This window comes from Streptomyces sp. NPDC051180 (assembly GCF_040689545.1).
Taxonomy (GTDB): Bacteria; Actinomycetota; Actinomycetes; order Streptomycetales; family Streptomycetaceae; genus Streptomyces.
This window is the reverse complement of record NZ_JBFBBC010000005.1, coordinates 401612-422354: the sequence shown is the minus strand read 5'-3', so window position 1 is coordinate 422354 and position 20743 is coordinate 401612. Positions and strand designations below refer to the sequence as shown.

Genomic DNA, 20743 nt, shown 5'->3' with positions numbered 1-20743 from the left:
GCGGCGCGCAGGGCGTCGATGATGACACCCGCGGAGTTCGGGGAGTCCCACACCTCGAGCTTGTACTCGAGGTTCAGCGGGACGTCGCCGAAGACGCGGCTCGCCCGGCGCGGCTCGCCCCGCCGGATCGGCGGGGCCGGCCGGGCCGGGTCCGGCCCGGTGGTCGGGTGACGTCAGCCGGCGGGGGTGACCGTCGGCTGGTCGACCGGGCTGCCCTGGGCGGGGACGGCGGAGATGGGGCGGCCGCTGCCGAACAGGTAGTCGTACAGCTTCCGCCACACGCCGTCCGGGCCCTGCTCGTACAGGGCGAAGGAGCGGCAGGTCCAGGCCGCCTCGTAGCCGGCGAGCTCCGTGTACGCCCGGTCCATCCCCTCCTCGGAGATGCCGTGGGCGACGGTGACGTGCGGGTGGTACGGGAACTGGAGCTCGCGCACCAGCGGCCCGGCCTCGTCGCGGATGCGGTGCTGGAGGCGGTGGCAGAGGGAGACGCCCTCCTCCACCTTGACGAAGACGACCGGCGAGAGCGGACGGAAGGTCCCGGTGCCGCTGAGGCGCACGGGGAACGGCTGGTGGTCGGCGGCGACACCGGCGAGGTGCGCCTCGATCGCCGGCAGCCGCTCCTCCGCGACCTCGGTCGGCGGGACCAGGGTGACGTGCGTGGGGATGCCGTAGGCGGCCGGGTCCCCGAAGCCGGCGCGCCGCTCCTGGAGCAGGCTGCCGTAGGGCTCCGGGACCGCGATCGAAACGCCGAGCGTTACGGTCCCCACGTCGTTCTCCTCCGTCGTCGGTCGACTTGCGTGCGGTGGTACAGCCGCCAGTGTGCGGCCTGTACCGCCTTCGTGGCCAGGGCCCTTGGACTCAGTGCTTGGCGGGCAGGAAGCCCATGCGCTCGTACGTCTGCGCCAGCGTCTCCGCCGCGACCGCGCGGGCCTTCTCCGCTCCCTTGGCCAGGACCGAGTCCAGCGTCTCCGGGTCGTCCAGGTATTCCTGGGTGCGGGTCCTGAACGGCGTGACGAAGTCCACCATGACCTCGGCGAGATCCGTCTTGAGCGCGCCGTACATCTTGCCCTCGTAGCTCTTCTCCAGGTCCTCGACGGAGGTGGAGGTGAGCGTGGACATGATCGTGAGCAGGTTGGAGACGCCGGCCTTGTTCTCCGGGTCGAAGCGGATCACCGTGTCGGTGTCGGTGACCGCGCTCTTGACCTTCTTGGCGGTGGCCTTCGGGTCGTCCAGGAGGTTGATCAGGCCCTTCGGCGAGGACGCCGACTTGCTCATCTTGATCGTCGGGTCCTGGAGGTCGAAGATCTTCGCCGTCTCCTTGAGGATGTACGGCTTCGGGATGGTGAACGTCTCGCCGAAGCGGCCGTTGAAGCGCTCCGCGAGGTCGCGGGTCAGCTCGATGTGCTGGCGCTGGTCCTCGCCGACCGGGACCTCGTGGGCCTGGTAGAGCAGGATGTCGGCGACCTGGAGGATCGGGTACGTGAAGAGGCCGACCGTGGCGCGGTCGGCGCCCTGCTTGGCGGACTTGTCCTTGAACTGGGTCATGCGGGACGCCTCGCCGAAGCCGGTGAGGCAGTTCATGACCCAGCCGAGCTGTGCGTGCTCGGGGACGTGGCTCTGGACGAAGAGGGTGCAGCGCTCCGGGTCGAGACCGGCCGCGAGCAGCTGGGCGGCGGCGAGCCGGGTGTTCGCGCGCAGCTCCGCGGGGTCCTGCGGGACCGTGATGGCGTGCAGGTCGACGACCATGTAGAAGGCGTCGTGGGTCTCCTGGAGGGCGACCCACTGGCGGACGGCGCCGAGGTAGTTGCCGAGGTGGAACGAGCCTGCGGTGGGCTGGATTCCGGAGAGCACGCGGGGACTGTCAGAGGCCATGCACATCATTCTCTCAGGTGTGGGAACCGATCCCCGTCGGCCGGTGTATCAAGAGTGTGAGGACGCGGGAGGGGGGCCTGGTCGACGACGAGGCCGTGGTGATCGCACGGGTGCGCGCCGGAGAGCCGGAGGCGTACGCGGAGTTGGTCCGCGCGCACACGGCGGTGGCGCTGAGAGCTGCGGTGGCGTGCGGCGCGGGCCCGGAGGCCGAGGACGTCGTGCAGCAGGCTTTCTTCAAGGCGTACCGGTCGCTGGGGCGGTTCCGGGACGGCTCGGCGTTCCGGCCGTGGCTGCTGCGGATCGTCGCCAATGAGACCAGGAACACAGTGCGGTCGGCGGGTCGGCGGCGCGCCGTCGGTGAGCGGGAGGCGGATCTGCTCGGGCCCGAGCCGCTGATACCGGAGTCGGCGGACCCGGCGGTGGCGGCCGAGGAGCGGGAGCGGAGCCGGCGGCTGTGGGAGGCGCTGGACGGGCTGGCCGAGGACCACCGGCAGGTGGTGGTGCACCGCTACCTCCTGGAGCTGGACGAGACCGAGACGGCGCTGGCCCTGGGCTGGCCCCGGGGGACGGTGAAGTCCCGGCTGAGCCGGGCGCTGAAGAAGCTGGGGCGGGTGCTGGAGGACGGCGCGGAGGGAGGTGGGGGGCGTGGCTGAGGAGGGTCTGCCGGAGGAGCTCAGGGGGCTGGGGCGGCGACTGAGGGTGCCGGACGTCGACGGTGAGTCGATGGCCGAGCGGGTCCTCGCGCAGCTCCTCGCCGAGCGGGTCCCGACGCCGGTGCCGGAGCCCTCGCCGGTCCGGCGGCGGTGGTGGGCATCGGTGCGCGCGGGGGCGCGCGAGCGGTGGCGCGCGCTGGTGGCGGGGTTCACCGGGGTGCTGATCGTGCTGCTGCTCACCCCGCCGGTGCGGGCGACGGTGGCGGACTGGTTCGGCTTCGGCGGGGTCGCCGTGCGGTACGACCCGGAGGGCTCGGTGCCGGCCGCCGGCGCGGTGCCCGGCTGCCCGGATCCGGTCCCGCTGCGGGAGGCGGGCCGTCTGGCGGGCTTCGAGCCGCTCGTACCGGGAGCGCTCGGCGTGCCGGACGCGGTCTCGGTGACGGGGTCGGCCGTGCACGGTCGCGCGGTGATCACCCTGTGCTGGCGCGAGGGGGAGCGTGGGGTGCGGCTCGACGAGTTCCCGGGCCGCCTGGACATCGGCTTCGCCAAGCAGGTGCGGACCCCGCCCCGCTGGGTGGATCTTCCCGACGGGGCCCAGGGCTACTGGATCGCCGCCCCCCATCTGCTCACCTTCCCGCTGACCGACGGCTCGGGCGCGGCCTGGACGCACGAGGTCCGCACGGCGGGCCCCACGCTCCTCTGGACGAGGAGCGGGGGCGCGCTGACCTTCCGCCTGGAGGGCATACCGGACCCGGAGGAGGCACGCCGCACCGCCGAGTCGACGGGCTGACGGGCCTCCTCCGGGCTGGGGGTCGCGCCGGCCGGGCCGTGGGACCGCTGGTCGGGCCGGACCGGCCGTGGGACCGCTGGTCGGGGCCGGACGAGGCCCTGGACCCCGGATCGGGCCGGACAGGCCCTGGACCCAGGGGCGGGGCGGGCCGGCGGGGCGTCGGGCCGTGGGTCAGGTCGGGAGGCCGGGGGCCGGGAAGGCGGACATGAGGTCGGCGACCTCGGCGCGGACGGTGCGGAGGGTGTCCTCGTCGCCGGTGCCGGCGGCGGTGACGGCGCGGTCGATCCAGTCGGCGACCTGGGCCATGTGCTCCGTGCCCAGGCCCCGGGAGGTGAGGGAGGGGGTGCCGATGCGGATGCCGGAGGGGTCGAAGGGCTTCCGGGGGTCGTAGGGGACGGTGTTGTAGTTCACGACGATGCCGGCCCGGTCGAGGGCCTTCGCGGCGATCTTGCCCGGGACCTGCTTGGGGGTGAGGTCCATCAGGATCAGGTGGTTGTCGGTGCCGCCGGAGACCAGGTCGAAGCCACGCGCGAGGAGCGCCTCGGCGAGGGCCCGGGCGTTGGCGACGACCGCGTGGGCGTAGTCGCGGAAGGAGGGCCGGGACGCCTCGCGGAGGGCGACGGCGATGGCGGCGGTGGTCTGGTTGTGGGGGCCTCCCTGGAGGCCGGGGAAGACGGCCTTGTCGAGGGCCTTGGCGTGCTCCTCGCGGGACATGAGCATGGCGCCGCGCGGGCCGCGGAGGGTCTTGTGGGTGGTGGTGGAGACGACGTCCACGTGCCCGACCGGGGACGGGTGGGCGCCGCCCGCGATGAGGCCGGCGATGTGGGCGACGTCGGCGACGAGGACGGCGCCGGCCTCGCGGGCGATCTCGCCGAAGGCGGCGAAGTCGATCGTGCGGGGCAGTGCGGTGCCGCCGCAGAAGATGACCTTCGGGCGCTCCTTCAGGGCCAGTTCGCGGACCTCGTCGAGGTCGACCAGGCCGGTGTCGTGGCGTACGCCGTACTGGACGCCGCGGAACCACCGGCCGGTGGCGGAGACGCCCCAGCCGTGGGTGAGGTGGCCGCCCATCGGCAGGGCCATGCCCATGACGGTGTCGCCGGGCTCGGCGAAGGCGAGGTAGACGGCGAGGTTGGCCGGGGAGCCGGAGTAGGGCTGGACGTTGGCGTGGTCGACGCCGAAGAGGGCCTTGGCGCGCTCGATCGCGAGGCTCTCGACCTGGTCGATGTTCTGCTGGCCCTCGTAGTAGCGGCGGCCGGGGTAGCCCTCGCTGTACTTGTTCTGGAGGACCGTGCCGGATGCCTCCAGCACGGCGGCGGAGACGTAGTTCTCGCTGGGGATGAGGCGCAGCGTCTCGCTCTGGAGCCGTTCCTCGGCACCGACGAGGGCGGCGAGTTCGGGGTCGGCGGCGGCGAGGGCGGGGTGCTGCTGCGGAGCGGTCATGAGGTGTCCTCCGGGCGTCGGGGGCCCCGGGGCACTGCGTGGAAGGCGCGGCGCCACGCGGGACTTCGGTCCCGTGACGCCCAGGCGAGCGGCGTCTCGTGTGGTCTGCCGCGCACGGCTCCCCCGGGGTCGCTTCCCCGTACGCCAGTCGCCGTGCGTGTTTCCAGACTAGCGGGCGCGCCGTCGCCGAGGTTTCCCCGTCCGGCATCCGAGCGACGATATGAAAGGGGCCACAGCCCCCTGGGTCACCCCCGATCCGCAGGACGAACGGAGATCCCGTGTCGAGGACAGAAGACGCGATCGCTGCCGCGGACGCGCACAGCGCGCACAACTACCACCCCCTTCCGGTCGTCGTCGCCTCGGCGGACGGCGCCTGGATGACCGATGTCGAGGGCCGTCGCTACCTCGACATGCTCGCCGGGTACTCGGCGCTCAACTTCGGGCACGGCAACCGGCGTCTGATCGACGCCGCGAAGGCCCAGCTGGAGCGGGTGACGCTGACGTCCCGGGCGTTCCACCACGACCGCTTCGCCGAGTTCTGCACGCGGCTCGCGGAGCTGTGCGGCAAGGAGGCGGTGCTGCCGATGAACACCGGGGCGGAGGCGGTCGAGACGGCCGTGAAGACCGCCCGGAAGTGGGGGTACGAGGTCAAGGGCGTGCCGGACGGGCACGCGAAGATCGTGGTCGCGGCGAACAACTTCCACGGCCGGACGACGACGATCGTGAGTTTCTCCACGGACCACGAGGCGAGGGACCACTTCGGCCCGTACACGCCGGGGTTCGAGATCGTGCCGTACGGGGACCTGACGGCCCTGGAGGCGGCGGTCACGGAGAACACGGTGGCGGTGCTGCTGGAGCCGATCCAGGGCGAGGCGGGGGTCCTGGTGCCGCCGGCCGGCTATCTGGCGGGCGTCCGGGAGCTGACGCGCCGGCGGAACGTGCTGTTCATGGCGGACGAGATCCAGTCGGGCCTCGGCCGGACGGGGCGGACGTTCGCGTGCGAGCACGAGGGCGTGGTCCCCGACGTGTACATCCTGGGGAAGGCGCTGGGCGGCGGCGTGGTGCCGGTGTCGGCGGTGGTCGCCGACCGGGACGTGCTGGGAGTCTTCCGGCCGGGCGAGCACGGTTCGACCTTCGGCGGGAACCCGCTGGCCTGCGCGGTGGCCCTGGAGGTGATCGCGATGCTGCGGACGGGCGAGTACCAGGAGCGGGCGACGGAGCTGGGCGAGCACCTCCACGCGGAGCTGGGGCTGCTCGTCGGCGGCGGCGCGGTGGAGGCGGTGCGCGGGCGCGGCCTGTGGGCCGGGGTGGACATCACGCCGGCCCGCGGCACCGGCCGGGAGATCTCGGAGCGGCTGATGGAGCGGGGGGTGCTGGTGAAGGACACCCACGGTTCGACGATCCGGATCGCCCCGCCGCTGGTGATCTCCAAGGAGGACCTGGACTGGGGCCTGGAGCAGTTGAGGGCCGTCCTCTCGGAGTGACGGCGTCCGGTCGGGGCACGTGCGGGGCGCCGGCCGGGGCGCGGGCGGGCAAGGGAACAGCGCGCCGGACAGGACGCCTGACGAAGGGCGGGACGGGAGGCGGGACAGGGGCGGGCCGGGGCAACTCGGGGCATTGACACGACAGTTGGTCTAGGCCAATGATGCGGCCATGCCGAGACTCCGTCTGCGTCACGCGGTGCGTGCCGCGCTCGCCGCCCTCGTCCCGCTCGCGCTCCTCGGCGCGGTCGCGGGACCCGCGCACGCCGCCCCCGGGGCGGCCTGGCCCGAGCCCGTCCCGGTGGTCTCCCGCGTCGAGACCACCGACCCGGTCGTCTTCATCACCGTCGACGACGGCTGGTACCACGACCCGGCGGCCGCGCGGCTGCTGCTGGACCGCCGGGTCCCCGCCTCGCTGTTCCTGCTCCCCGGCGCCTACGCGTACGACTCCGGCTACTTCCACACGCTGCTCGACCAGGGCCGCTCGCGCGTCGAGAACCACACCCTCGACCACCCGGACCTCACCACCCTCGACGCCGCCGGCCAGAGGGCGCAGGTGTGCGGGGCCCGCGACAGCCATCTCGCACGGTTCGGCGACGGGCCGCGGCTGCTGCGCCCGCCGTACGGCACCTTCGACGCGACCACCCGGACCACCGCCCGGGCCTGCGGCGCGAAGGCGGTCGTGACCTGGACGTACGACCTCACCACCTGGGGCCAGTGGACTCCGCCCGCCCCGCGGCTGAAGGCCGGCGACATCATCCTGCTGCACTTCAACGAGACGGTGACGCAGGACCTGACGCGCGCGCTCGACCTGGCCGAGGCCGCCGGACTGACGCCCGCGCCGCTGAGGGAGTACGTCGCGGAGTAGCCGCCCCCGGGGGCGGGGGAAGGGCCCTCAGAGGATCACGTGCGGGAGGAAGCGGGCGTACTCGTCGGTGACGGGCCCCGCCGACTCCCGGATCCCGAGCCCCGCCGCCTCGTCCTCGACGACCCACGCGCCGAGCACCACCCGGTTGCCGTCGAAGTCGGGCAGCGGGGACAGCTCCTGGTAGCAGCACGCCTCCCCGTCCCGGACGAACGGCTCCGTCCCGGCCTCGTGCAGGGTGACGCCCGCGCCCTCGCGGCCGAGCAGGGGCTTGGCGACCCAGCCGGCGGTCGTGGCGAGTTCGCGCGGTCCGTCGAGGTAGGCGGGGAGCAGGTTCGGGTGGCCCGGGTACAGCTCCCACAGGACGGCGAGCAGCGCCTTGTTGGAGAGCAGCATCTTCCAGGCCGGTTCGATCCAGCAGGTGGTGCCGGTGCCGCCGCCGTTGTCGAGGGTGTCCAGGACGTGCCGGCCGAAGCGGTCGGTGGTCAGCCACTCCCACGGGTAGAGCTTGAAGCAGCTGCGGATGAAGCGGAGCCGGTCGTCCACGAAGCGGCGGGAGAGCCGGTCCCAGCCGATCCGCTCGACGGAGAGCGCCTCGGTGTCGAGCCCGGCCTGCTGGGCCGTCTCGCGCAGGTACGCGACTGTCATCAGGTCCTCGCCGAGCTCGTCGCCGTCCGAGTGGGCGAAGTGCAGCGGGCCGGGCGGGAGCAGGCGGGCCTGCCGCCTCCAGGCGTCGACGAGCCGTTCGTGGAGGGAGTTCCACTGGTCGGCGCCGGGGAACCGTTCCTCCATCCAGAACCACTGCGGGCTCGCGGCCTCGACGAGCGAGGTCGGCGTGTCGGCGTTGTACTCCAGCATCTTCGCCGGGCCCGTGCCGTCGTAGCGGAGGTCGAACCTGCCGTAGAGGGAGGGGAGTTCGGCACGCCGGCGCCATGACTCGGCGACCAGGTCGCGCAGCCGGGGGTCGGTGATCCCGAGCTCGGCGAACCGGTCCCGCTCGACGATGTGCGCGGCCGCCGCGAGGCTCATCGCGTGCAGTTCCTCGACGACCTCCTCCAGGGCCTCGACCTCGGGCAGGGTGAACGAGTAGTACGCGCTCTCGTCCCAGTACGGGCGCAGCGAACCGTCCGGATGGCGGGTCAGCGGGTAGACGAGCCCCTGCTCCTCCACCGTCTGCTGCCAGCCCGGGCGGGGCTCGATGGTGTGCCGTTCCACGGTGCCGCGTCCGCCTCAGCCGCCGCCGGTGCCGGAGCAGCCGAAGCCTCCGGTGTCGACGGCCTTCCTGTCGAAGCTGCCGCCGCTCACCTTGCGGTCGCTGACGGAGCCGCCGTAGTAGTACGCGCCGCGGTGGGTGGAGCCGTTGTCGTCGTCGTCGTTCCCGCCGCCGCTCTCGCAGCGGTAGCTGGGCAGCTCCTCGCGGGTCAGCGGATCGACGCACCGCTTGTCCGGATCCGATCCGCACGCGGTGATCGTCGCCGCGAGCACACCCATCCCACCGAGCACCACCGTGCTCGACCTGAGCCTGCGCATGTCCGTCGCCCTCCCCTTCGCGGTCGCGTCCGTCGCGGTCACGACCGTCGCGACCGCACAGTGTAGGCCGGTGATTTCCGGCCTCAGCGCCTAGAGTCGTTTCGTGCTTCTCGGGATGATTTGTGCGCTGGCCTCGTCCGTCTGCTTCGGCGCGGCCTCGGTGTTCCAGGCGATGGCGGCCCGTGCCGCCGAGCCGGGGACGGGCAGTGGCGTCGACGTCGCGCTGATGTGGCGGGCGCTGCGGCAGTGGCGGTACATCGCCGGCCTCGGCATGGACGGACTGGGGTTCGCCCTGCAGATCGTGGCGTTGCGGACGCTGCCCATCTACGTGGTGGGCGCGGCGCTCGCCGCGAGCCTGGCCGTCACGGCGGTGATCGCCTCCAGGGTCCTGCACGTGCGGCTGAAGCGGGTGGAGTGGACGGCCGTCGGCGTGGTCTGCGCCGGACTGGCGATGCTGGCGGTCGCCTCCGGCAAGGAGGGCCACCGGGAGGTCCCGGACGCCCTGCCCTGGGCGCTGCTGGCGGTCGCCTTCGGCGTGCTGCTGCTCGGCATGGTGGCGGGCCGGCTGCCGCCGCGCTCCCGCGCCCTGGTCCTGGGTCTCGGCGCGGGCTTCGGCTTCGGGGTGGTCGAGGTGGCGGTCCGGCTCATCGACGGCATCGACTTCGCCGACCCCGCCTGGTACGCGCTCCTCGTCGGCGGCGGGGCCGCGTTCCTCCTGCTGACCTCGGCGCTGCAGCGGGGCGCGGTCACCACGGCGACGGCCGGCGCGGTGCTGGGCGAGACGGTCGGTCCGGCCGTCGTCGGGGTCGTCTGGCTCGGCGACCGCACCCGCGAGGGCCTCGGCTGGCTGGCGGTCACCGGCTTCGCCGTCGCCGTCGCCGGCTCCCTCACCCTGGCCCGCTTCGGCGAGCCGCCCGCGCCGGCGGACGAGGCGGGCCCCGGAAGCGCGGGCACGCCCCTGGAGGTGGGCCACGACCCGGCGCCGGAGCGGAACCCCGGGACGCCCTGACGCGGGCGCCCCGGCCCGCTCAGGGCAGGACCCGGCACAGGGCGCGGAGGGCGCTCTGCCAGCCGCTGTCCGGGGGCGTGGCGTAGCCGACGACGAGGCCGTCGAGGGTGGCGGGCACGGTGGGACGGCGGAACGCTCCGAGGCCCTGGACGGCGAGGCCGTGCCACGCGGCGGCCCGCAGGACCTCCTGTTCGGTGCCGGGCGGCAGGGCCAGGACAGCATGGAGCCCGGCGGCGATGCCGCTGACCCGGGTCTCGGGCGAGTCGGCGGCCACGGCCGCCACCAGCTGGTCGCGGCGGCGGCGGTAGCGCAGCCGGCTCGCCCGGACGTGCCGGTCGTACGCCCCCGAGCCGAGGAACTCCGCGAACGCCAGCTGGTCCGGCGCGCTCGACACCCAGTCCACGGCCCCCTTCGCGGCCACCACCTCCGCCATCAGCTCCTCCGGCACGACCATCCAGGCCAGGCGCAGTCCGGGCGCGAGGGACTTGCTCGCGGTGCCCAGGTAGACGACGCGCTCGGGGTCGAGTCCCTGGAGCGCGCCCACCGGCTGCCGGTCGTAGCGGAACTCCCCGTCGTAGTCGTCCTCCAGGACGAAGCCGCCCGCGGCGCGCGCCCAGTCGACGACGGCGGCGCGCCGGTCCGGGGGCAGCGCGCCGCCCAGCGGGAACTGGTGGGCGGCCGTCATGAGGACGGCACCGGTGCCGCCGAAGCCCTGCTCAGCCAGCTCCTCGACCCGGGTGCCGCGGGCGTCGTGGGGCAGCGGCGGGGTTCCGAGCCCGGCCCGCTCCAGGAGCTGCGCGTGGACGTCCAGCCCGTACGACTCGACCGCCACGTCCCGCACCCCGCGGCCCCGCAGTACGTCGCCCATCAGCATCAGCCCGTGGACGAAGCCCGCGCAGATCATGATCCGCTCGGGTCGGGCGTGCACGCCGCGGGCCCGGGAGAGGTACTCGGCCAGCGCGGTGCGGAGTTCGATCCGGCCGCGCGGATCGCCGTAGCCGAACGCCTCGTTGGGGGCGGCGGTGATCGCCTTGCGGTACGCCTTGAGCCATTCGGCACGTGGGAAGGAGGCGAGGTCGGGCGAGCCGGCCTTCAGGTTGTGCGCGGGGGCGCCCGACCGCCAGGGACCCGCCGGCGCACCCGGTCGGAGGCCGCCCGCTTCGGACGGAGCCGCGGACGGGGGCGGCTGCGGCACGGAGCCCCTCCGCGCGGCGGGGCCGGGGGCGCGGACGGGGCCCGGGCCGGGCGTCCGGACCGGCGGCCTGCGGGAGGCGGCGCGCCGGGCGACCCGGGTGCCGGACCCCTGCCGGGCCGTGAGCCAGCCCTCGGCGACCAGTTCCGCGTAGGCGTCGGCGACGGTGTTGCGGGCCATGCCGAGGTCGGCGGCGAGCGACCGGGAGGACGGCAGCCGGGTGCCGGCCTCCAGGCGCCCGCTGCGCACGGCCTCCCGCAGGGCCTCCATGAGGCCGGCGCGCAGCCGCGGTCCGCGGAGTTCCAGATGGAGGTCGGCCCCGAAAGTGGCCCACTCGTTCGCCATGGAAATGGACCATACCCGTGCGCCACAGGACTCGTACGGTGAACGGCATGACCACCACGACACAGCCCACCGCGACCGCCGCCGGCCCGGCCGCCCACGCCCACGAGCACGCGCCCCGCCTCTCCCTGGCCGAGCTGCTCCCCGAGTACTACCGGGCGATGGTCCGGCTGGAGACGGCGGCCGCGAAGGACGTCGACCCGACCCTCTACCACCTGATCAAGATCCGGGCCTCGCAGGTCAACCACTGCGCGTTCTGCATCGACATGCACACCAAGGACGCGCTGGCCGAGGGCGAGACCGTCGAACGGATCGTGCAGCTCTCCGCCTGGGAGGAGTCCCGGCACTTCTACACCGAGCGGGAGCTCGCGGCCCTCGCGCTGACCGAGGCCGTCACCGTCCTCACCGACGGCTTCGTCCCCGACGCGGTGTACGCGCAGGCCGCCGCGCAGTTCGAGGAGCTCGAACTCGCCCGGGTCATCGCCGCGATCACCACGATCAACGCCTGGAACCGCATCGGCGTCACCACCCGGCTGACGCCCGGCCACTACACCCCGCGCTCCGCGTGAGCACGGACCCCCGTACCGCGGTCCTGCGCGGCCTGCACCGGGGGCGGGCCGCGGCGGATCCGCTGGTGCTGCCCGGCCCCTGGGACGCGGCGAGCGCCCGTGCCTTCGAGGCGGCCGGGTTCCCCGCGCTCGCCACGCCGAGCGCGGGAATCGCCGCCGCCCTCGGCCACGAGGACGGGGCGACGCCCGCGGACGAGATGTTCGCCGCCGTCGCCCGGATCACCCGCTCCGTCTCCGTCCCCGTCTCGGCCGACCTGGAGGGCGGCTACGGCCTGGCCCCGGCGGAACTGGTGGAGCGCGTAAGGGAGTCCGGCGCCGTCGGCGTCAACCTGGAGGACACCGGTCCCGACCACGCGCTGAAGGACCCGCGCGCGCACGCCGACTGGCTGGCCGCGGTGCGGGACGCGGCGGGGCCAGGTCTCCTCGTCAACGCGCGCGTGGACGTGTACATCCGCGGCGTCCCCGACCCGGCGGAGGCCGCGGTGGCCCGCGCCCGCCTGTACGCCGCGGCCGGCGCGGACTGCGTCTACCCGATCGGCGCCCCGCCCGCGGACCTCCCGGCCCTGCGCGCGGCCCTCGGCGACCTGCCGATCAACGTCCTGGCCGTCCCGGGCGGCCCGTCCTTCGCCGAACTCGGCCGGCTCGGCGCGACCCGCGTCACCTTCGGCGACGGCCTCCTCCTGCGCGCGCTCGACGACCTGTCGGCCCTCGCGGCGGGGCTCCGGGACGGCGGTGCGCCTCCCGCCTGACGCCCCGGACGTCCGTCAGTGGGCGCCGGGCCGGAAGAACTCCAGGGCCACGCGGAGGACTTCGCGCTGCTTCGGCCAGTCGGCCTCGGGTCCCGCGGCCAGGATCGCGTAGTGGGTGCCGTCCTCGGCCGTGAAGGCGCGGTCGACGACCTTGCGGCGGCCGCCCTCACGGTCGTAGGCGTACACCAGCTCGGCGGCGTCGGGCGGGGCGCCGGGTTCGCCGGTGACCCGTTCGAGGCTGATCTCCTCGTAGCCGGGCTTGTTGGTCCGGCCGTCCTCGGAGGCCCCGCGCAGGGCCTCGTACGGGGACAGGCCGGCCTCGCTGACGACGAAGACCTGGACGAGGCTCCGGCCGTCCGGCGCGTTGAAGAAAACGCCCTGGTCGGACTCGGTGCGGTCCCAGCCGTCGGGGACCGCGATCGTGAAGCCCTTGACGTCTAACTGCGCGCTGTAACCGGGCGGCGGCACGTCGTCGGCGGGCGCGGACGAGCCGGACGCCGACGGGGTGCCGGTCGTCGGATCGTCCGTGGGGACGGGCTCGGTGCCGGGGTCGCCCTCCTCCGGCGGCGCCGAGACCGAGGCGGCCGGACCGCCCGCCGCCGGATCCGTGCCGTCGCCGCGGCCCCAGACCAGCCAGCCCGCGGAACCGGCTGCCAGGACCGCCACGGCCACGCCCACCACGAGCGCCGCCCGCGACCGCGGCCGGGGCGCCACCGGGGCGGACCCGGGCACGGCGTACTGCCAGCCGCCCGTCTCGGGGACGTACTGCGGTCCGGGCCCGGGGCCGTACGTCGGCTCGTACCCCGGACCGTACGAGCCGTGCGCCGGCGCGTACTCCGGCGGAGGCGGCGGCGGGGGTACGACGGGCCCCGCACCGGCCCCGGCCGGCTCCGGCGCCGCGGGGACGCCGGAGACCGGGGCGGCCGGAGCGGGAGCGGCCGGCACCGGGGTATCCGCAGGCGGGGCGGCCTGAGTCGGGACGACCGGGGCGGGGGCGGCAGGTGCCGGGGTGGCCGGTGCGGGGACGCGCTCCCAGCTCTGCGTCTCGTCGTTCCAGCGGGCGCCGCTCATCTCACCCACCGAGGAGGGCGCCGACGGCCTGGCCGACGGCGACGCCCGAGGCGAGGATCCCGGTCACCGCTCCGGCGTCCGTGAGGGCCTGGCGGAGCCGGCGCAGGCGGCCGGTGTCGGCGCGCCCGGTGCCCTCGATCTCGTCCTCGGCGTCCGAGAGTTCGTCGTCGAGGGCGGCCGTCTGCTCGGAGGGGACGACGCCGGCCAGGTCGCCGCGGAGCCGGCGGATGGCCAGGAGGAGCTCCTCCTGCTGCGGGTCGCGGGCCGGCTGGGTGCCGTTCACGGTGCTGGTGACGGTGTTGTTGTCGCCGATCGTGACGTTGCCGCCGGTGTTGGTGACGTGAATGCCGCCGCGGGCACGGGTGTCGTCGGTGTCAGCCACGGTCGCCTCCGGGGGTCGAGGTGGTGAAGTTCTTGGTGGTCACGGTGTTGTGGTGGCCGAGGGTGACGTTGCCCTTGGTGTTCTCGATGAAGGTGCCGCCCTCGGCGACGTGCACGATCTTCTGCTCGAACTCGGCCGTCTCGTAACCGGCTTCGCGCAGCGCGGCCGTGACGCCGTTCGCGACGCGGTCCTGCACGCTCTTCAGGTAGCGGCTGACGTCCATCTCCTGGAAGAGCGACGCCTCGTCGTCCGAGCCCAGCTCGCGGACGGACGCCGCGGGCCCCTCGGGCAGGGCGTGGGCGTGGCCGGCCGTCAGCACGCGCCACAGGTGGCCGAGGGCCCGCCAGACCGTGACCAGCGCCTGCCCCGCCGAACGCGGAGTCTGGCCGAGGGCCCAGACGGCCTTGCCGAAGTGGTGGTTGTGGCGGTAGCGGTGGGCGATCCGGTCGGCGTACCGGAAGAGCGGCTTCACCGGCCGCAGGACGTGCGGGGCGACCTCCAGCATCAGCATCCCGCCCTGGGTGTGGACGCGGACGAAGACGGTCGTGACGATCTCCTCGCCCCAGCCGCCGACCCTGATCCGCAGGAAGTGGCGGCGGGTCTCGCCGCCCTCCTCGATGGCGCCCGAGCGGTGCGCCTCGAAACCCTCCGCCGTGTACGGCGCGGCGGCGCGGGCCGGCAGCCCGTCGACGGGCAGGAAGACGACCTCGTCGATCTCCAGTTCGCGCAACCGGTCCCGTACGGCGGCCTGGAGGCGCGGCGAACCGTGCGGGGAGGGCACGCGCAGCGCCTCCACCAGCGGGACGACGTGGCGCATGACGGCGCTGTTGTCGAGGGGTTCGGGCGCCTTGCCGTCGAGGTTCTTGCGCGGGCGCAGCTCGATGGAGAGCGACCAGGGCTCGTAGGGCTCGCCGGCGCCGCAGAACGGGTCGTCGGCGCCGTACATGACCAGCCGCGCGTGCTGCTCGGTGCGGATGCGGTCGCGCAGCCGCCGCGACCGGGCGCCCTCGGCCTGTTCGGCCGGGTCGGCGTGCCGGTCGGGGAACCGCTCGCGGGAGAGCTCCTCGGTGAGCGCGCGGGCGAACTGCCCGCGCTGGGTGGCCACCGCCCAGGCCACGAGCAGCGGAACGGCGATGGTGATCCACGCCTCCGGCTTGCCGATGCCCCACATCTCCTGGGCGACAAGACCGACCGCGAGGTCGAGGACCTCGCCGCCCTCCGACACCTCGCCGAGCAGGCCCCCGTCGGACTCCTCGTCGCCGATGACGAGGAAGAGGAGGAGCAGCGCGGACTGGAGGAACAGCAGCCGCCCGTACCAGCGCAGGACGAAGGCGGGGACCAGCCGGTAGACGGGGACGTCCGCGGAGCGGCCGCGGATCCAGCGCGCCAGGCCGAGCACCAGGTACGGCACGATCAGGACGGTGACGAGGCCCTTGGTGAGCGGGAGGGCGACGATCCAGAGGGCCAGGATGCCGACGGCCCAGCCGAGTTCGACGCGGCGGGCGCGCAGGGCGTGGGCGAGGACGCGGGTCGCGTCGAAGCCGAGGGAGGGCGCGGCGAAGCGCTCCTCGTGGACGTACAGCTGGTCGATGACCTCGTCGCGGAAGCCGTCGTCGAGATAGGTGCCGGCACAGAGGAGGCGGGTGGCCTCGCTGGCCTCGGGCAGCCGGCGCGGGTCGACGGCGGGCGCGTGGCCCGGCGGTGCGCTCGGCGGCGGTGGCCCGGGCTGCTGAGGTACGGACGATTGCGCCAAGACTCCCCCGAAGATGTGGAACTGTCCCTGTTCACGGCCCGGTTGGCACGGACCGGTGGGACAGCATAGGTGAGGTCGACGCTCCGTGTCGGCGCGAAAAAATCGACGCCCCCGGGCCGCACGGTCGGTCGTGCGGTCCGGGGGCGCCGAGCGCGGGGAGCCGAGGCTCAGATCAGGCCGAGCTCGCGGACCGCGTCGCGCTCCTCGGCGAGCTCCGCCACGGAGGCGTCGATGCGGGTGCGGGAGAAGTCGTTGATCTCCAGGCCCTGGACGATCTCGTACTTTCCGTCGGTGCAGGTGACGGGGAAGGAGGAGATGAGGCCCTCCGGGACGCCGTACGAGCCGTCCGACGGGATGCCCATGGAGGTCCAGTCGCCCACGGCGGTGCCGTTGACCCAGGTGTGGACGTGGTCGATGGCGGCGTTCGCGGCCGAGGCGGCGGAGGACGCGCCACGGGCGTCGATGATCGCGGCGCCGCGCTTGGCGACGGTCGGGATGAAGGTGTCGGCCAGCCACGCCTCGTCGGCGACGATCTCGGCGGCGTTCTTGCCGGCGATCTCCGCGTGGAAGATGTCCGGGTACTGGGTCGCGGAGTGGTTGCCCCAGATGGTGAGGCGCTTGATGTCCTCGACCGAGGCGCCGGTCTTCTGGGCCAGCTGCGTCAGCGCGCGGTTGTGGTCCAGGCGGGTCATGGCGGTGAAGCGCTCGGCCGGCACGTCCGGGGCGGACTGCTGCGCGATGAGGGCATTGGTGTTGGCCGGGTTGCCGACGACGAGGACCTTGATGTCGTCCGCGGCGTGGGCGTTGATGGCCTGGCCCTGCGGCTTGAAGATGCCGCCGTTGGCGGCGAGCAGGTCGCCGCGCTCCATGCCCGGGCCACGCGGGCGGGCGCCCACGAGCAGGCCGATGTTGGCGCCCTCGAAGCCCTTGTTCGGGTCGTCGAAGATGTCAATGCCCTTGAGCAGCGGGAAGGCGCAGTCGTCGAGCTCCATGGCGGTGCCCTCGGCGGCCTTGACGCCCTGCGGGATCTCGAGGAGGCGCAGCTTGACCGGCACGTCCGCGCCGAGCAGGTGGCCGGAGGCGATGCGGAAGAGCAGCGCGTAGCCGATCTGGCCGGCCGCGCCGGTCACGGTGACATTCACGGGAGTGCGGGTCATGGCGATCTCCGTAAGACAGCTGGCGGTGGGGGTCCCTGCCCCTGGTGCTGGACGTCCCTTCTGATCGACGATCGATCGGTCTGATCGATCGGTGTCTCGATGTGAAGAGAATTCCAGCGGTCAGGCTATCCGACCCGGGGCCTCGCCAACCCCCACCCCCTTGTGGTCCGGCTCACTGCCACCCGTCCGGGACCCCCGCGGGCCGTACGTGCGAGCGCGCCCGTCCTACGGGCCCTACGGGTTGGCGGTGCAGCCGACCCGTCCGTCGCCGAGCGTGCCGCACGCGCGCGCGTCCGTCGCGGCGGTGACGGCGAGCATCGGCGTGTACGCGTCGGTGTCTGCGCCCTCGACGGGGACCGCGCGCTCGACGGCGCCCGCGACCTCCACGGTGACCGTGTCCCCCGGCTTCGCCCCGGAGATGCGCGCCCAGACGGCCGAGCAGGTGGCGCTGTGCCGGACCTCCACGAGCGCGGCTCCGACACGGGCCCGCGCGACGGTGGCGGCGAGCTCCCCACCGCAGCCCATGGCCTCCGGGTCGTGGCCGGAGCAGTCGGCGCCCGCGCACTTCACTCCGGCCGGGAGGGCCTTCGGCGCGGTGGTCGGGGCGGTGGTCGCCGGGGGCGCCGCCGTCGGACCGCCCCCGTCGCCCGCTCCCCCGAGGTCGACGAGGAGCAGCGCGGCGGTGACGACGAGCAGTGCGCCGACGACGCCGGCCGCGTAGAGGAGGACGGGGGGCCTGCGGGCGGGTGCGGGCGGGGCGGCGGCCGGGGAGGGAGCGGCGGCGGGGGACGGAGAGGTGCCCGAGGAGGGAGCGGCCGGGGTCGGAGCGGCGGCCGCGGGAGCTCGGGGCGGCGTGGGCGCGGGGCCGGGTATCCGGTCGAGGCGGCGGATCTCCATGGTGCGGTCGTCGCCGGGCGGGGTCGAGGGGTCCGCGGGAACGGTCGCCGGTACGGACGCGGACGCGGACGCGGTCTTCGCGGGAACGGTCGCCGGTGCGGGCGCGGTCTCCGCGGGAACGGGGGCGGTCCGGCGGGCCGTTCGGGACCAGGCGCGTTCGGCGCGTTCCCATGCGGTCGCGAGGCTGCCGATGTCGCTGCCGGTGGCTTCGGCGAGGGCGACGACGGCGCTCCTGGGCACGGGCAGACGCGCGTTCAGGTAGGTGTCCCACGCGCTCCGTTCGTGGCCGGTGCGTTCGGCGACGGCCACGACGCCGAGACCGCTGCGGTCGACGAGGCGGCGCAGCCGCTCCGTGAACGCGAGGATGTCCGGATCGAGTTCGTCCGGCAGCGCCTTCCAGCGAGGCATGTGCGGTCCCCCTTGTCCCTGCCTCCCCGAAGGATGGCAGGTCCGGGGGCGAGGCGCGCCCCCGAGGTGGGGCCGAGGTAGCGGAATGGTCACTTCCGTGCCACAGCGGACCGACGGAGCTTGCCTCGCGTTGGCACGTACATGACCCTTGATCGTGACGGCGCCCGCCCTCCCACGGGGGAGAGGGCGGGCGCCGCGTCCGACGCCGCCTAGGTGACCGTCAGGTGGAGGACGTCCTCCAGGAACGGGATGCGCAGCCAGGGCTCCGGCTGCACCATGAGCGCGAGCAGCACGATCAGGCCGCCCATCACCCCGTACGTGATCATGTCCGTGAAGCGGGACCTGACGGCCAGCATGCCCACCGACGGCAGCATCCGGCGCAGCGCGGCCCCGGCGAGGAGCGCGACACCGACGAGCATGGTCCCCACCCGGAACGCCTGGGCGAACGCGTCCGTGCCCACCACGAGCAGGCCGAATCCGGCGAGTCCGAGGACGGTGAGCAGCGGCCACTGCCGGGCCGGGGCGGGGGCGTCGCCGGGCGCCGCCCGGCCGCCGCCCTCGGGTCGCGCGGTGTCGGTGGTGAGGGTGGGCGCGGGCCGCTTCCACGGGCCGCTCCTCGCCCCGGTCTCGGATGCCGCGCCGGTCGCCACGCCGGTCTCCGCGTCGGTCCGCGCCGCGGGGTCCGCGGTGCCGGCGTCCGCCTCGGAGCCGGGCGCCGGGCCGTCGCCCGCCGTCGCGTCCGGCTCGCCCGCGCCCCCGGGCGCCTCCGGGGTCCCGGAGGTCACGTCAGAGCGCCGCGGCCGCGCGCTCCGCGGCCTCGACGACGTTGACGAGGAGCTGGGCGCGGGTCATCGGGCCCACACCGCCGGGGTTCGGGGAGATCCAGGCGGCCACCTCGGCGACGCCCGGGTCCACGTCGCCGAGGATCTTGCCCTCGCCGTTGCGCGAGACGCCGACGTCCAGGACGGCCGCGCCCGGCTTCACGTCCTCCGCCTTGATCAGGTGCGGGACGCCGGCCGCCGCGACGATGATGTCGGCGTTGCGCAGGTGCGCCGAGAGGTCCCGGGTGCCGGTGTGGCACTGGGTGACGGTCGCGTTCTCCGAGCGGCGCGTGAGCAGCAGCGGCATCGGGCGGCCGATGGTGACACCGCGGCCGACGACGACGACCTCGGCACCGTTGATCTCCACGCCGTGCGCGCGCAGCAGCGTGATCACGCCGTTGGGCGTGCAGGGCAGCGGGGCGGGCTCGTTGAGCACCAGGCGGCCGAGGTTGGTCGGGTGCAGGCCGTCGGCGTCCTTGGCCGGGTCCATCAGCTCCAGGATGCGGTTCTCGTCGATGCCCTTGGGCAGCGGGAGCTGGACGATGTAGCCGGTGCAGGCGGGGTCCTCGTTGAGCTCCCGGACGACCGCCTCGATCTCCTCCTGGGTGGCCGTGGCGGGCAGCGTGCGCTGGATCGAGGCGAGCCCGACCTGAGCGCAGTCACGGTGCTTTCCGGCCACGTACTTCTGGCTGGCCGGGTCGTCGCCGACCAGGACGGTGCCGAGGCCGGGCGTGACGCCCTTCTCCTTGAGGGCCGCCACACGGACGGTCAGATCGGACTTGATCGCGGCTGCGGTGGCCTTGCCATCGAGAATCTGGGCGCTCATACGGACATCCTCCCGGATGACCCCCGCCTTGTTCCAATTCGCTGCCGCCGAGGCGCCCGTCATCCGGAGCGACAGGTTGCACTTGCACAACTCCACCACGTATCGACTGGACAAAAAGTCGACGGTGCGACGACGATGATCCGCGCAGTACCGCGGAAAGTGCCGGGGGGAAATCCGCTCAAATGCCGTGAAAGTCCTCCGCGCGGGCCGCGTCGTCCCCGCACAGAGATATTCACGGAGGAACCCGCGATGAGCTTCGGCGACCCGAACAACCCTTACGGCCAGCAGCAGGGCCAGGGCCAGCAGCCCGGCTACGGCTACCCGCAGCAGACCCCGCAGGGCGTCCCGCAGCAGGGCTACGGCTACCCGGCCGCCCCGCCGGTCTCGCCGTACGGCGGCTACCCGGCCGGCCCGACCGAGATGCCCGGCGGGGTGAAGGCTGCCCGCGTGATGCTCTGGATCCTCGGCGCCTTCAACCTGATCGGCGGCATCGCCGTCATCGGTCTGTCCTTCGCCGTCGACAGCGAGCTGGAGAAGTCGGGCGCCTCGTCCGCCGACGCGGAGGCGTTCGCGAACTTCGGCCAGGGCCTCCTGATCGTCGCGGGTGTCATCTCGCTCGTCTTCGCGGCCGTCGGCATGGTGCTGGCCGCCAAGTTCCGCTCCGGCGGCAACGGCGTCCGCATCGGCTCGATCGTCTACGGTGCGGTCGGCGCCCTGTTCAGCCTCTTCTCGCTGCCCCTCGGCATCATCAGCCTGGCGCTCGCCGTCCTGGTGATCGTCTTCACGGCGAAGTCGGACGGCTCCGCCTGGTTCAACCGGAACAAGCAGCAGTACTGAGCCCGACATGACGGAGGGGCGGGATCCGCGCGGGTACGTCCACGAGGTCGTCAACGACTCCCTCGAACCGGCCGTCAGCCTGCACGTCTACTTCCCCGG

The 20743-nt window shown here is 74.0% G+C and carries 21 protein-coding genes, 1 pseudogene and 1 riboswitch; of the genes and pseudogenes, 9 read left to right on the top strand and 13 right to left on the bottom strand.

The genetic code is table 11. The annotated features are described in order from the left end of the window. Positions 1 to 173 precede the first annotated feature (173 nt). Both AB0424_RS13315 and trpS read right to left on the bottom strand, forming a co-directional pair. A complete protein-coding gene (locus AB0424_RS13315; RefSeq protein ID WP_366304764.1) occupies positions 174 to 767 on the bottom strand; it encodes a 2'-5' RNA ligase family protein in 594 nt (197 codons plus the stop codon). Positions 768 to 858: 91 nt separating this feature from the next. Beyond that, the gene (gene trpS / locus AB0424_RS13310; protein ID WP_366304762.1) at positions 859 to 1872 is read right to left on the bottom strand and encodes a tryptophan--tRNA ligase; all 1014 of its coding nucleotides are present in this window, start codon (positions 1870 to 1872) and stop codon (positions 859 to 861) included. Between the two features lie 56 nt (positions 1873 to 1928). On the opposite strand from trpS, the gene AB0424_RS13305 reads away from it, so the two are divergent. Further along, a complete protein-coding gene (locus tag AB0424_RS13305; protein WP_366304760.1) occupies positions 1929 to 2525 on the top strand; it encodes an RNA polymerase sigma factor in 597 nt (198 codons plus the stop codon). Further along, the gene (locus tag AB0424_RS13300; RefSeq protein ID WP_366304758.1) at positions 2518 to 3315 is read left to right on the top strand and encodes a hypothetical protein; all 798 of its coding nucleotides are present in this window, start codon (positions 2518 to 2520) and stop codon (positions 3313 to 3315) included. Before AB0424_RS13305 ends, AB0424_RS13300 begins: the two co-directional genes overlap by 8 nt. Before the next feature lie 171 nt (positions 3316 to 3486). Here AB0424_RS13300 and glyA read toward each other — a convergent pair whose 3' ends face one another. Then, on the bottom strand, positions 3487 to 4755 hold the full coding sequence (gene glyA, locus AB0424_RS13295; RefSeq protein WP_366304756.1) for a serine hydroxymethyltransferase: 1269 nt from the start codon (positions 4753 to 4755) through the stop codon (positions 3487 to 3489). 71 nt (positions 4756 to 4826) lie between these two features. Continuing rightward, positions 4827 to 4917: riboswitch (ZMP/ZTP riboswitch) on the bottom strand. Between the two features lie 116 nt (positions 4918 to 5033). Between glyA and rocD the strand changes: the two genes are divergently transcribed. Next, entirely contained in the window at positions 5034 to 6239 is a 1206-nt protein-coding gene (gene rocD / locus AB0424_RS13290; protein ID WP_366304754.1) for an ornithine--oxo-acid transaminase, read from the top strand. A gap of 169 nt (positions 6240 to 6408) precedes the next feature. After that, positions 6409 to 7104 carry a polysaccharide deacetylase family protein gene (locus AB0424_RS13285; protein ID WP_366304753.1) on the top strand — a complete coding sequence of 232 codons (696 nt, stop codon included), beginning with the start codon at positions 6409 to 6411 and terminating at the stop codon, positions 7102 to 7104. A gap of 27 nt (positions 7105 to 7131) precedes the next feature. Here the strand turns inward: AB0424_RS13285 and AB0424_RS13280 are convergent, their stop codons facing one another. Together AB0424_RS13280 and AB0424_RS13275 are read right to left on the bottom strand one after the other, a co-directional pair. Next, on the bottom strand, positions 7132 to 8316 hold the full coding sequence (locus tag AB0424_RS13280) for a glutathionylspermidine synthase family protein (RefSeq protein ID WP_366304751.1): 1185 nt from the start codon (positions 8314 to 8316) through the stop codon (positions 7132 to 7134). A 15-nt stretch (positions 8317 to 8331) separates the two neighbouring features. Then, the gene (locus AB0424_RS13275) at positions 8332 to 8631 is read right to left on the bottom strand and encodes a hypothetical protein (RefSeq protein WP_366304749.1); all 300 of its coding nucleotides are present in this window, start codon (positions 8629 to 8631) and stop codon (positions 8332 to 8334) included. A 115-nt stretch (positions 8632 to 8746) separates the two neighbouring features. On the opposite strand from AB0424_RS13275, the gene AB0424_RS13270 reads away from it, so the two are divergent. Further along, the gene (locus AB0424_RS13270) at positions 8747 to 9640 is read left to right on the top strand and encodes a hypothetical protein (RefSeq protein ID WP_366304796.1); all 894 of its coding nucleotides are present in this window, start codon (positions 8747 to 8749) and stop codon (positions 9638 to 9640) included. A gap of 19 nt (positions 9641 to 9659) precedes the next feature. On the opposite strand, the gene AB0424_RS13265 is transcribed toward AB0424_RS13270, so the two are convergent. Further along, on the bottom strand, positions 9660 to 11177 hold the full coding sequence (locus tag AB0424_RS13265; RefSeq protein WP_366304747.1) for a PLP-dependent aminotransferase family protein: 1518 nt from the start codon (positions 11175 to 11177) through the stop codon (positions 9660 to 9662). 47 nt (positions 11178 to 11224) lie between these two features. Between AB0424_RS13265 and AB0424_RS13260 the strand changes: the two genes are divergently transcribed. Both AB0424_RS13260 and AB0424_RS13255 read left to right on the top strand, forming a co-directional pair. Further along, positions 11225 to 11743 (top strand): carboxymuconolactone decarboxylase family protein, encoded by a 519-nt coding sequence (locus AB0424_RS13260; RefSeq protein WP_366304746.1) that lies wholly within the window; start codon positions 11225 to 11227, stop codon positions 11741 to 11743. Then, positions 11740 to 12492 (top strand): isocitrate lyase/phosphoenolpyruvate mutase family protein, encoded by a 753-nt coding sequence (locus AB0424_RS13255; RefSeq protein WP_366304744.1) that lies wholly within the window; start codon positions 11740 to 11742, stop codon positions 12490 to 12492. Before AB0424_RS13260 ends, AB0424_RS13255 begins: the two co-directional genes overlap by 4 nt. Positions 12493 to 12507: 15 nt before the next feature. Here AB0424_RS13255 and AB0424_RS13250 read toward each other — a convergent pair whose 3' ends face one another. The 7 genes from AB0424_RS13250 to AB0424_RS13220 all read right to left on the bottom strand — a co-directional run bounded on the left by AB0424_RS13250 (position 12508) and on the right by AB0424_RS13220 (position 19807). Then, entirely contained in the window at positions 12508 to 13563 is a 1056-nt protein-coding gene (locus tag AB0424_RS13250) for a hypothetical protein (RefSeq protein ID WP_366304742.1), read from the bottom strand. Position 13564: 1 nt separating this feature from the next. Further along, on the bottom strand, positions 13565 to 13945 hold the full coding sequence (locus tag AB0424_RS13245) for a hypothetical protein (RefSeq protein ID WP_366304740.1): 381 nt from the start codon (positions 13943 to 13945) through the stop codon (positions 13565 to 13567). Further along, a complete protein-coding gene (locus AB0424_RS13240; RefSeq protein WP_366304738.1) occupies positions 13938 to 15698 on the bottom strand; it encodes a hypothetical protein in 1761 nt (586 codons plus the stop codon). The genes AB0424_RS13245 and AB0424_RS13240 overlap by 8 nt, the downstream gene beginning before the upstream one ends. Positions 15699 to 15865: 167 nt before the next feature. Further along, complete coding sequence (locus AB0424_RS13235; RefSeq protein ID WP_366304736.1) at positions 15866 to 16855, bottom strand: malate dehydrogenase; 990 nt, start codon at positions 16853 to 16855, stop codon at positions 15866 to 15868. A 234-nt stretch (positions 16856 to 17089) separates the two neighbouring features. Beyond that, positions 17090 to 18160 carry a DUF2690 domain-containing protein gene (locus AB0424_RS13230; RefSeq protein WP_366304734.1) on the bottom strand — a complete coding sequence of 357 codons (1071 nt, stop codon included), beginning with the start codon at positions 18158 to 18160 and terminating at the stop codon, positions 17090 to 17092. Positions 18161 to 18369: 209 nt separating this feature from the next. Next, the gene (locus AB0424_RS13225; protein ID WP_366304732.1) at positions 18370 to 18945 is read right to left on the bottom strand and encodes a DUF3017 domain-containing protein; all 576 of its coding nucleotides are present in this window, start codon (positions 18943 to 18945) and stop codon (positions 18370 to 18372) included. A gap of 1 nt (position 18946) precedes the next feature. Continuing rightward, positions 18947 to 19807: a bifunctional methylenetetrahydrofolate dehydrogenase/methenyltetrahydrofolate cyclohydrolase gene (locus AB0424_RS13220; protein ID WP_366304730.1), complete on the bottom strand. Its 861-nt coding sequence runs from the start codon at positions 19805 to 19807 to the stop codon at positions 18947 to 18949. Between the two features lie 249 nt (positions 19808 to 20056). Here AB0424_RS13220 and AB0424_RS13215 point away from each other — a divergent pair, with 249 nt between their 5' ends. Both AB0424_RS13215 and AB0424_RS13210 read left to right on the top strand, forming a co-directional pair. After that, the gene (locus AB0424_RS13215) at positions 20057 to 20644 is read left to right on the top strand and encodes a hypothetical protein (protein WP_366304728.1); all 588 of its coding nucleotides are present in this window, start codon (positions 20057 to 20059) and stop codon (positions 20642 to 20644) included. Positions 20645 to 20675: 31 nt separating this feature from the next. Then, a pseudogene (locus AB0424_RS13210) lies at positions 20676 to 20743 on the top strand (cysteine dioxygenase); the annotation flags it as partial.

Excerpts from the sequence above, each read along its gene's own strand:
- AB0424_RS13235 (WP_366304736.1), bottom strand. The coding sequence starts at position 16,855 with ATGACCCGCACTCCCGTGAATGTCACCGTGACCGGCGCGGCCGGCCAG.
- AB0424_RS13250 (WP_366304742.1), bottom strand. The coding sequence starts at position 13,563 with ATGAGCGGCGCCCGCTGGAACGACGAGACGCAGAGCTGGGAGCGCGTC.
- AB0424_RS13215 (WP_366304728.1), top strand. The coding sequence starts at position 20,057 with ATGAGCTTCGGCGACCCGAACAACCCTTACGGCCAGCAGCAGGGCCAG.
- AB0424_RS13265 (WP_366304747.1), bottom strand. The coding sequence starts at position 11,177 with ATGGCGAACGAGTGGGCCACTTTCGGGGCCGACCTCCATCTGGAACTC.
- glyA (WP_366304756.1), bottom strand. The coding sequence starts at position 4,755 with ATGACCGCTCCGCAGCAGCACCCCGCCCTCGCCGCCGCCGACCCCGAA.
- AB0424_RS13275 (WP_366304749.1), bottom strand. The coding sequence starts at position 8,631 with ATGCGCAGGCTCAGGTCGAGCACGGTGGTGCTCGGTGGGATGGGTGTG.
- AB0424_RS13285 (WP_366304753.1), top strand. The coding sequence starts at position 6,409 with ATGCCGAGACTCCGTCTGCGTCACGCGGTGCGTGCCGCGCTCGCCGCC.
- AB0424_RS13220 (WP_366304730.1), bottom strand. The coding sequence starts at position 19,807 with ATGAGCGCCCAGATTCTCGATGGCAAGGCCACCGCAGCCGCGATCAAG.
- AB0424_RS13230 (WP_366304734.1), bottom strand. The coding sequence starts at position 18,160 with ATGCCTCGCTGGAAGGCGCTGCCGGACGAACTCGATCCGGACATCCTC.
- AB0424_RS13270 (WP_366304796.1), top strand. The coding sequence starts at position 8,747 with ATGATTTGTGCGCTGGCCTCGTCCGTCTGCTTCGGCGCGGCCTCGGTG.
- trpS (WP_366304762.1), bottom strand. The coding sequence starts at position 1,872 with ATGGCCTCTGACAGTCCCCGCGTGCTCTCCGGAATCCAGCCCACCGCA.
- AB0424_RS13260 (WP_366304746.1), top strand. The coding sequence starts at position 11,225 with ATGACCACCACGACACAGCCCACCGCGACCGCCGCCGGCCCGGCCGCC.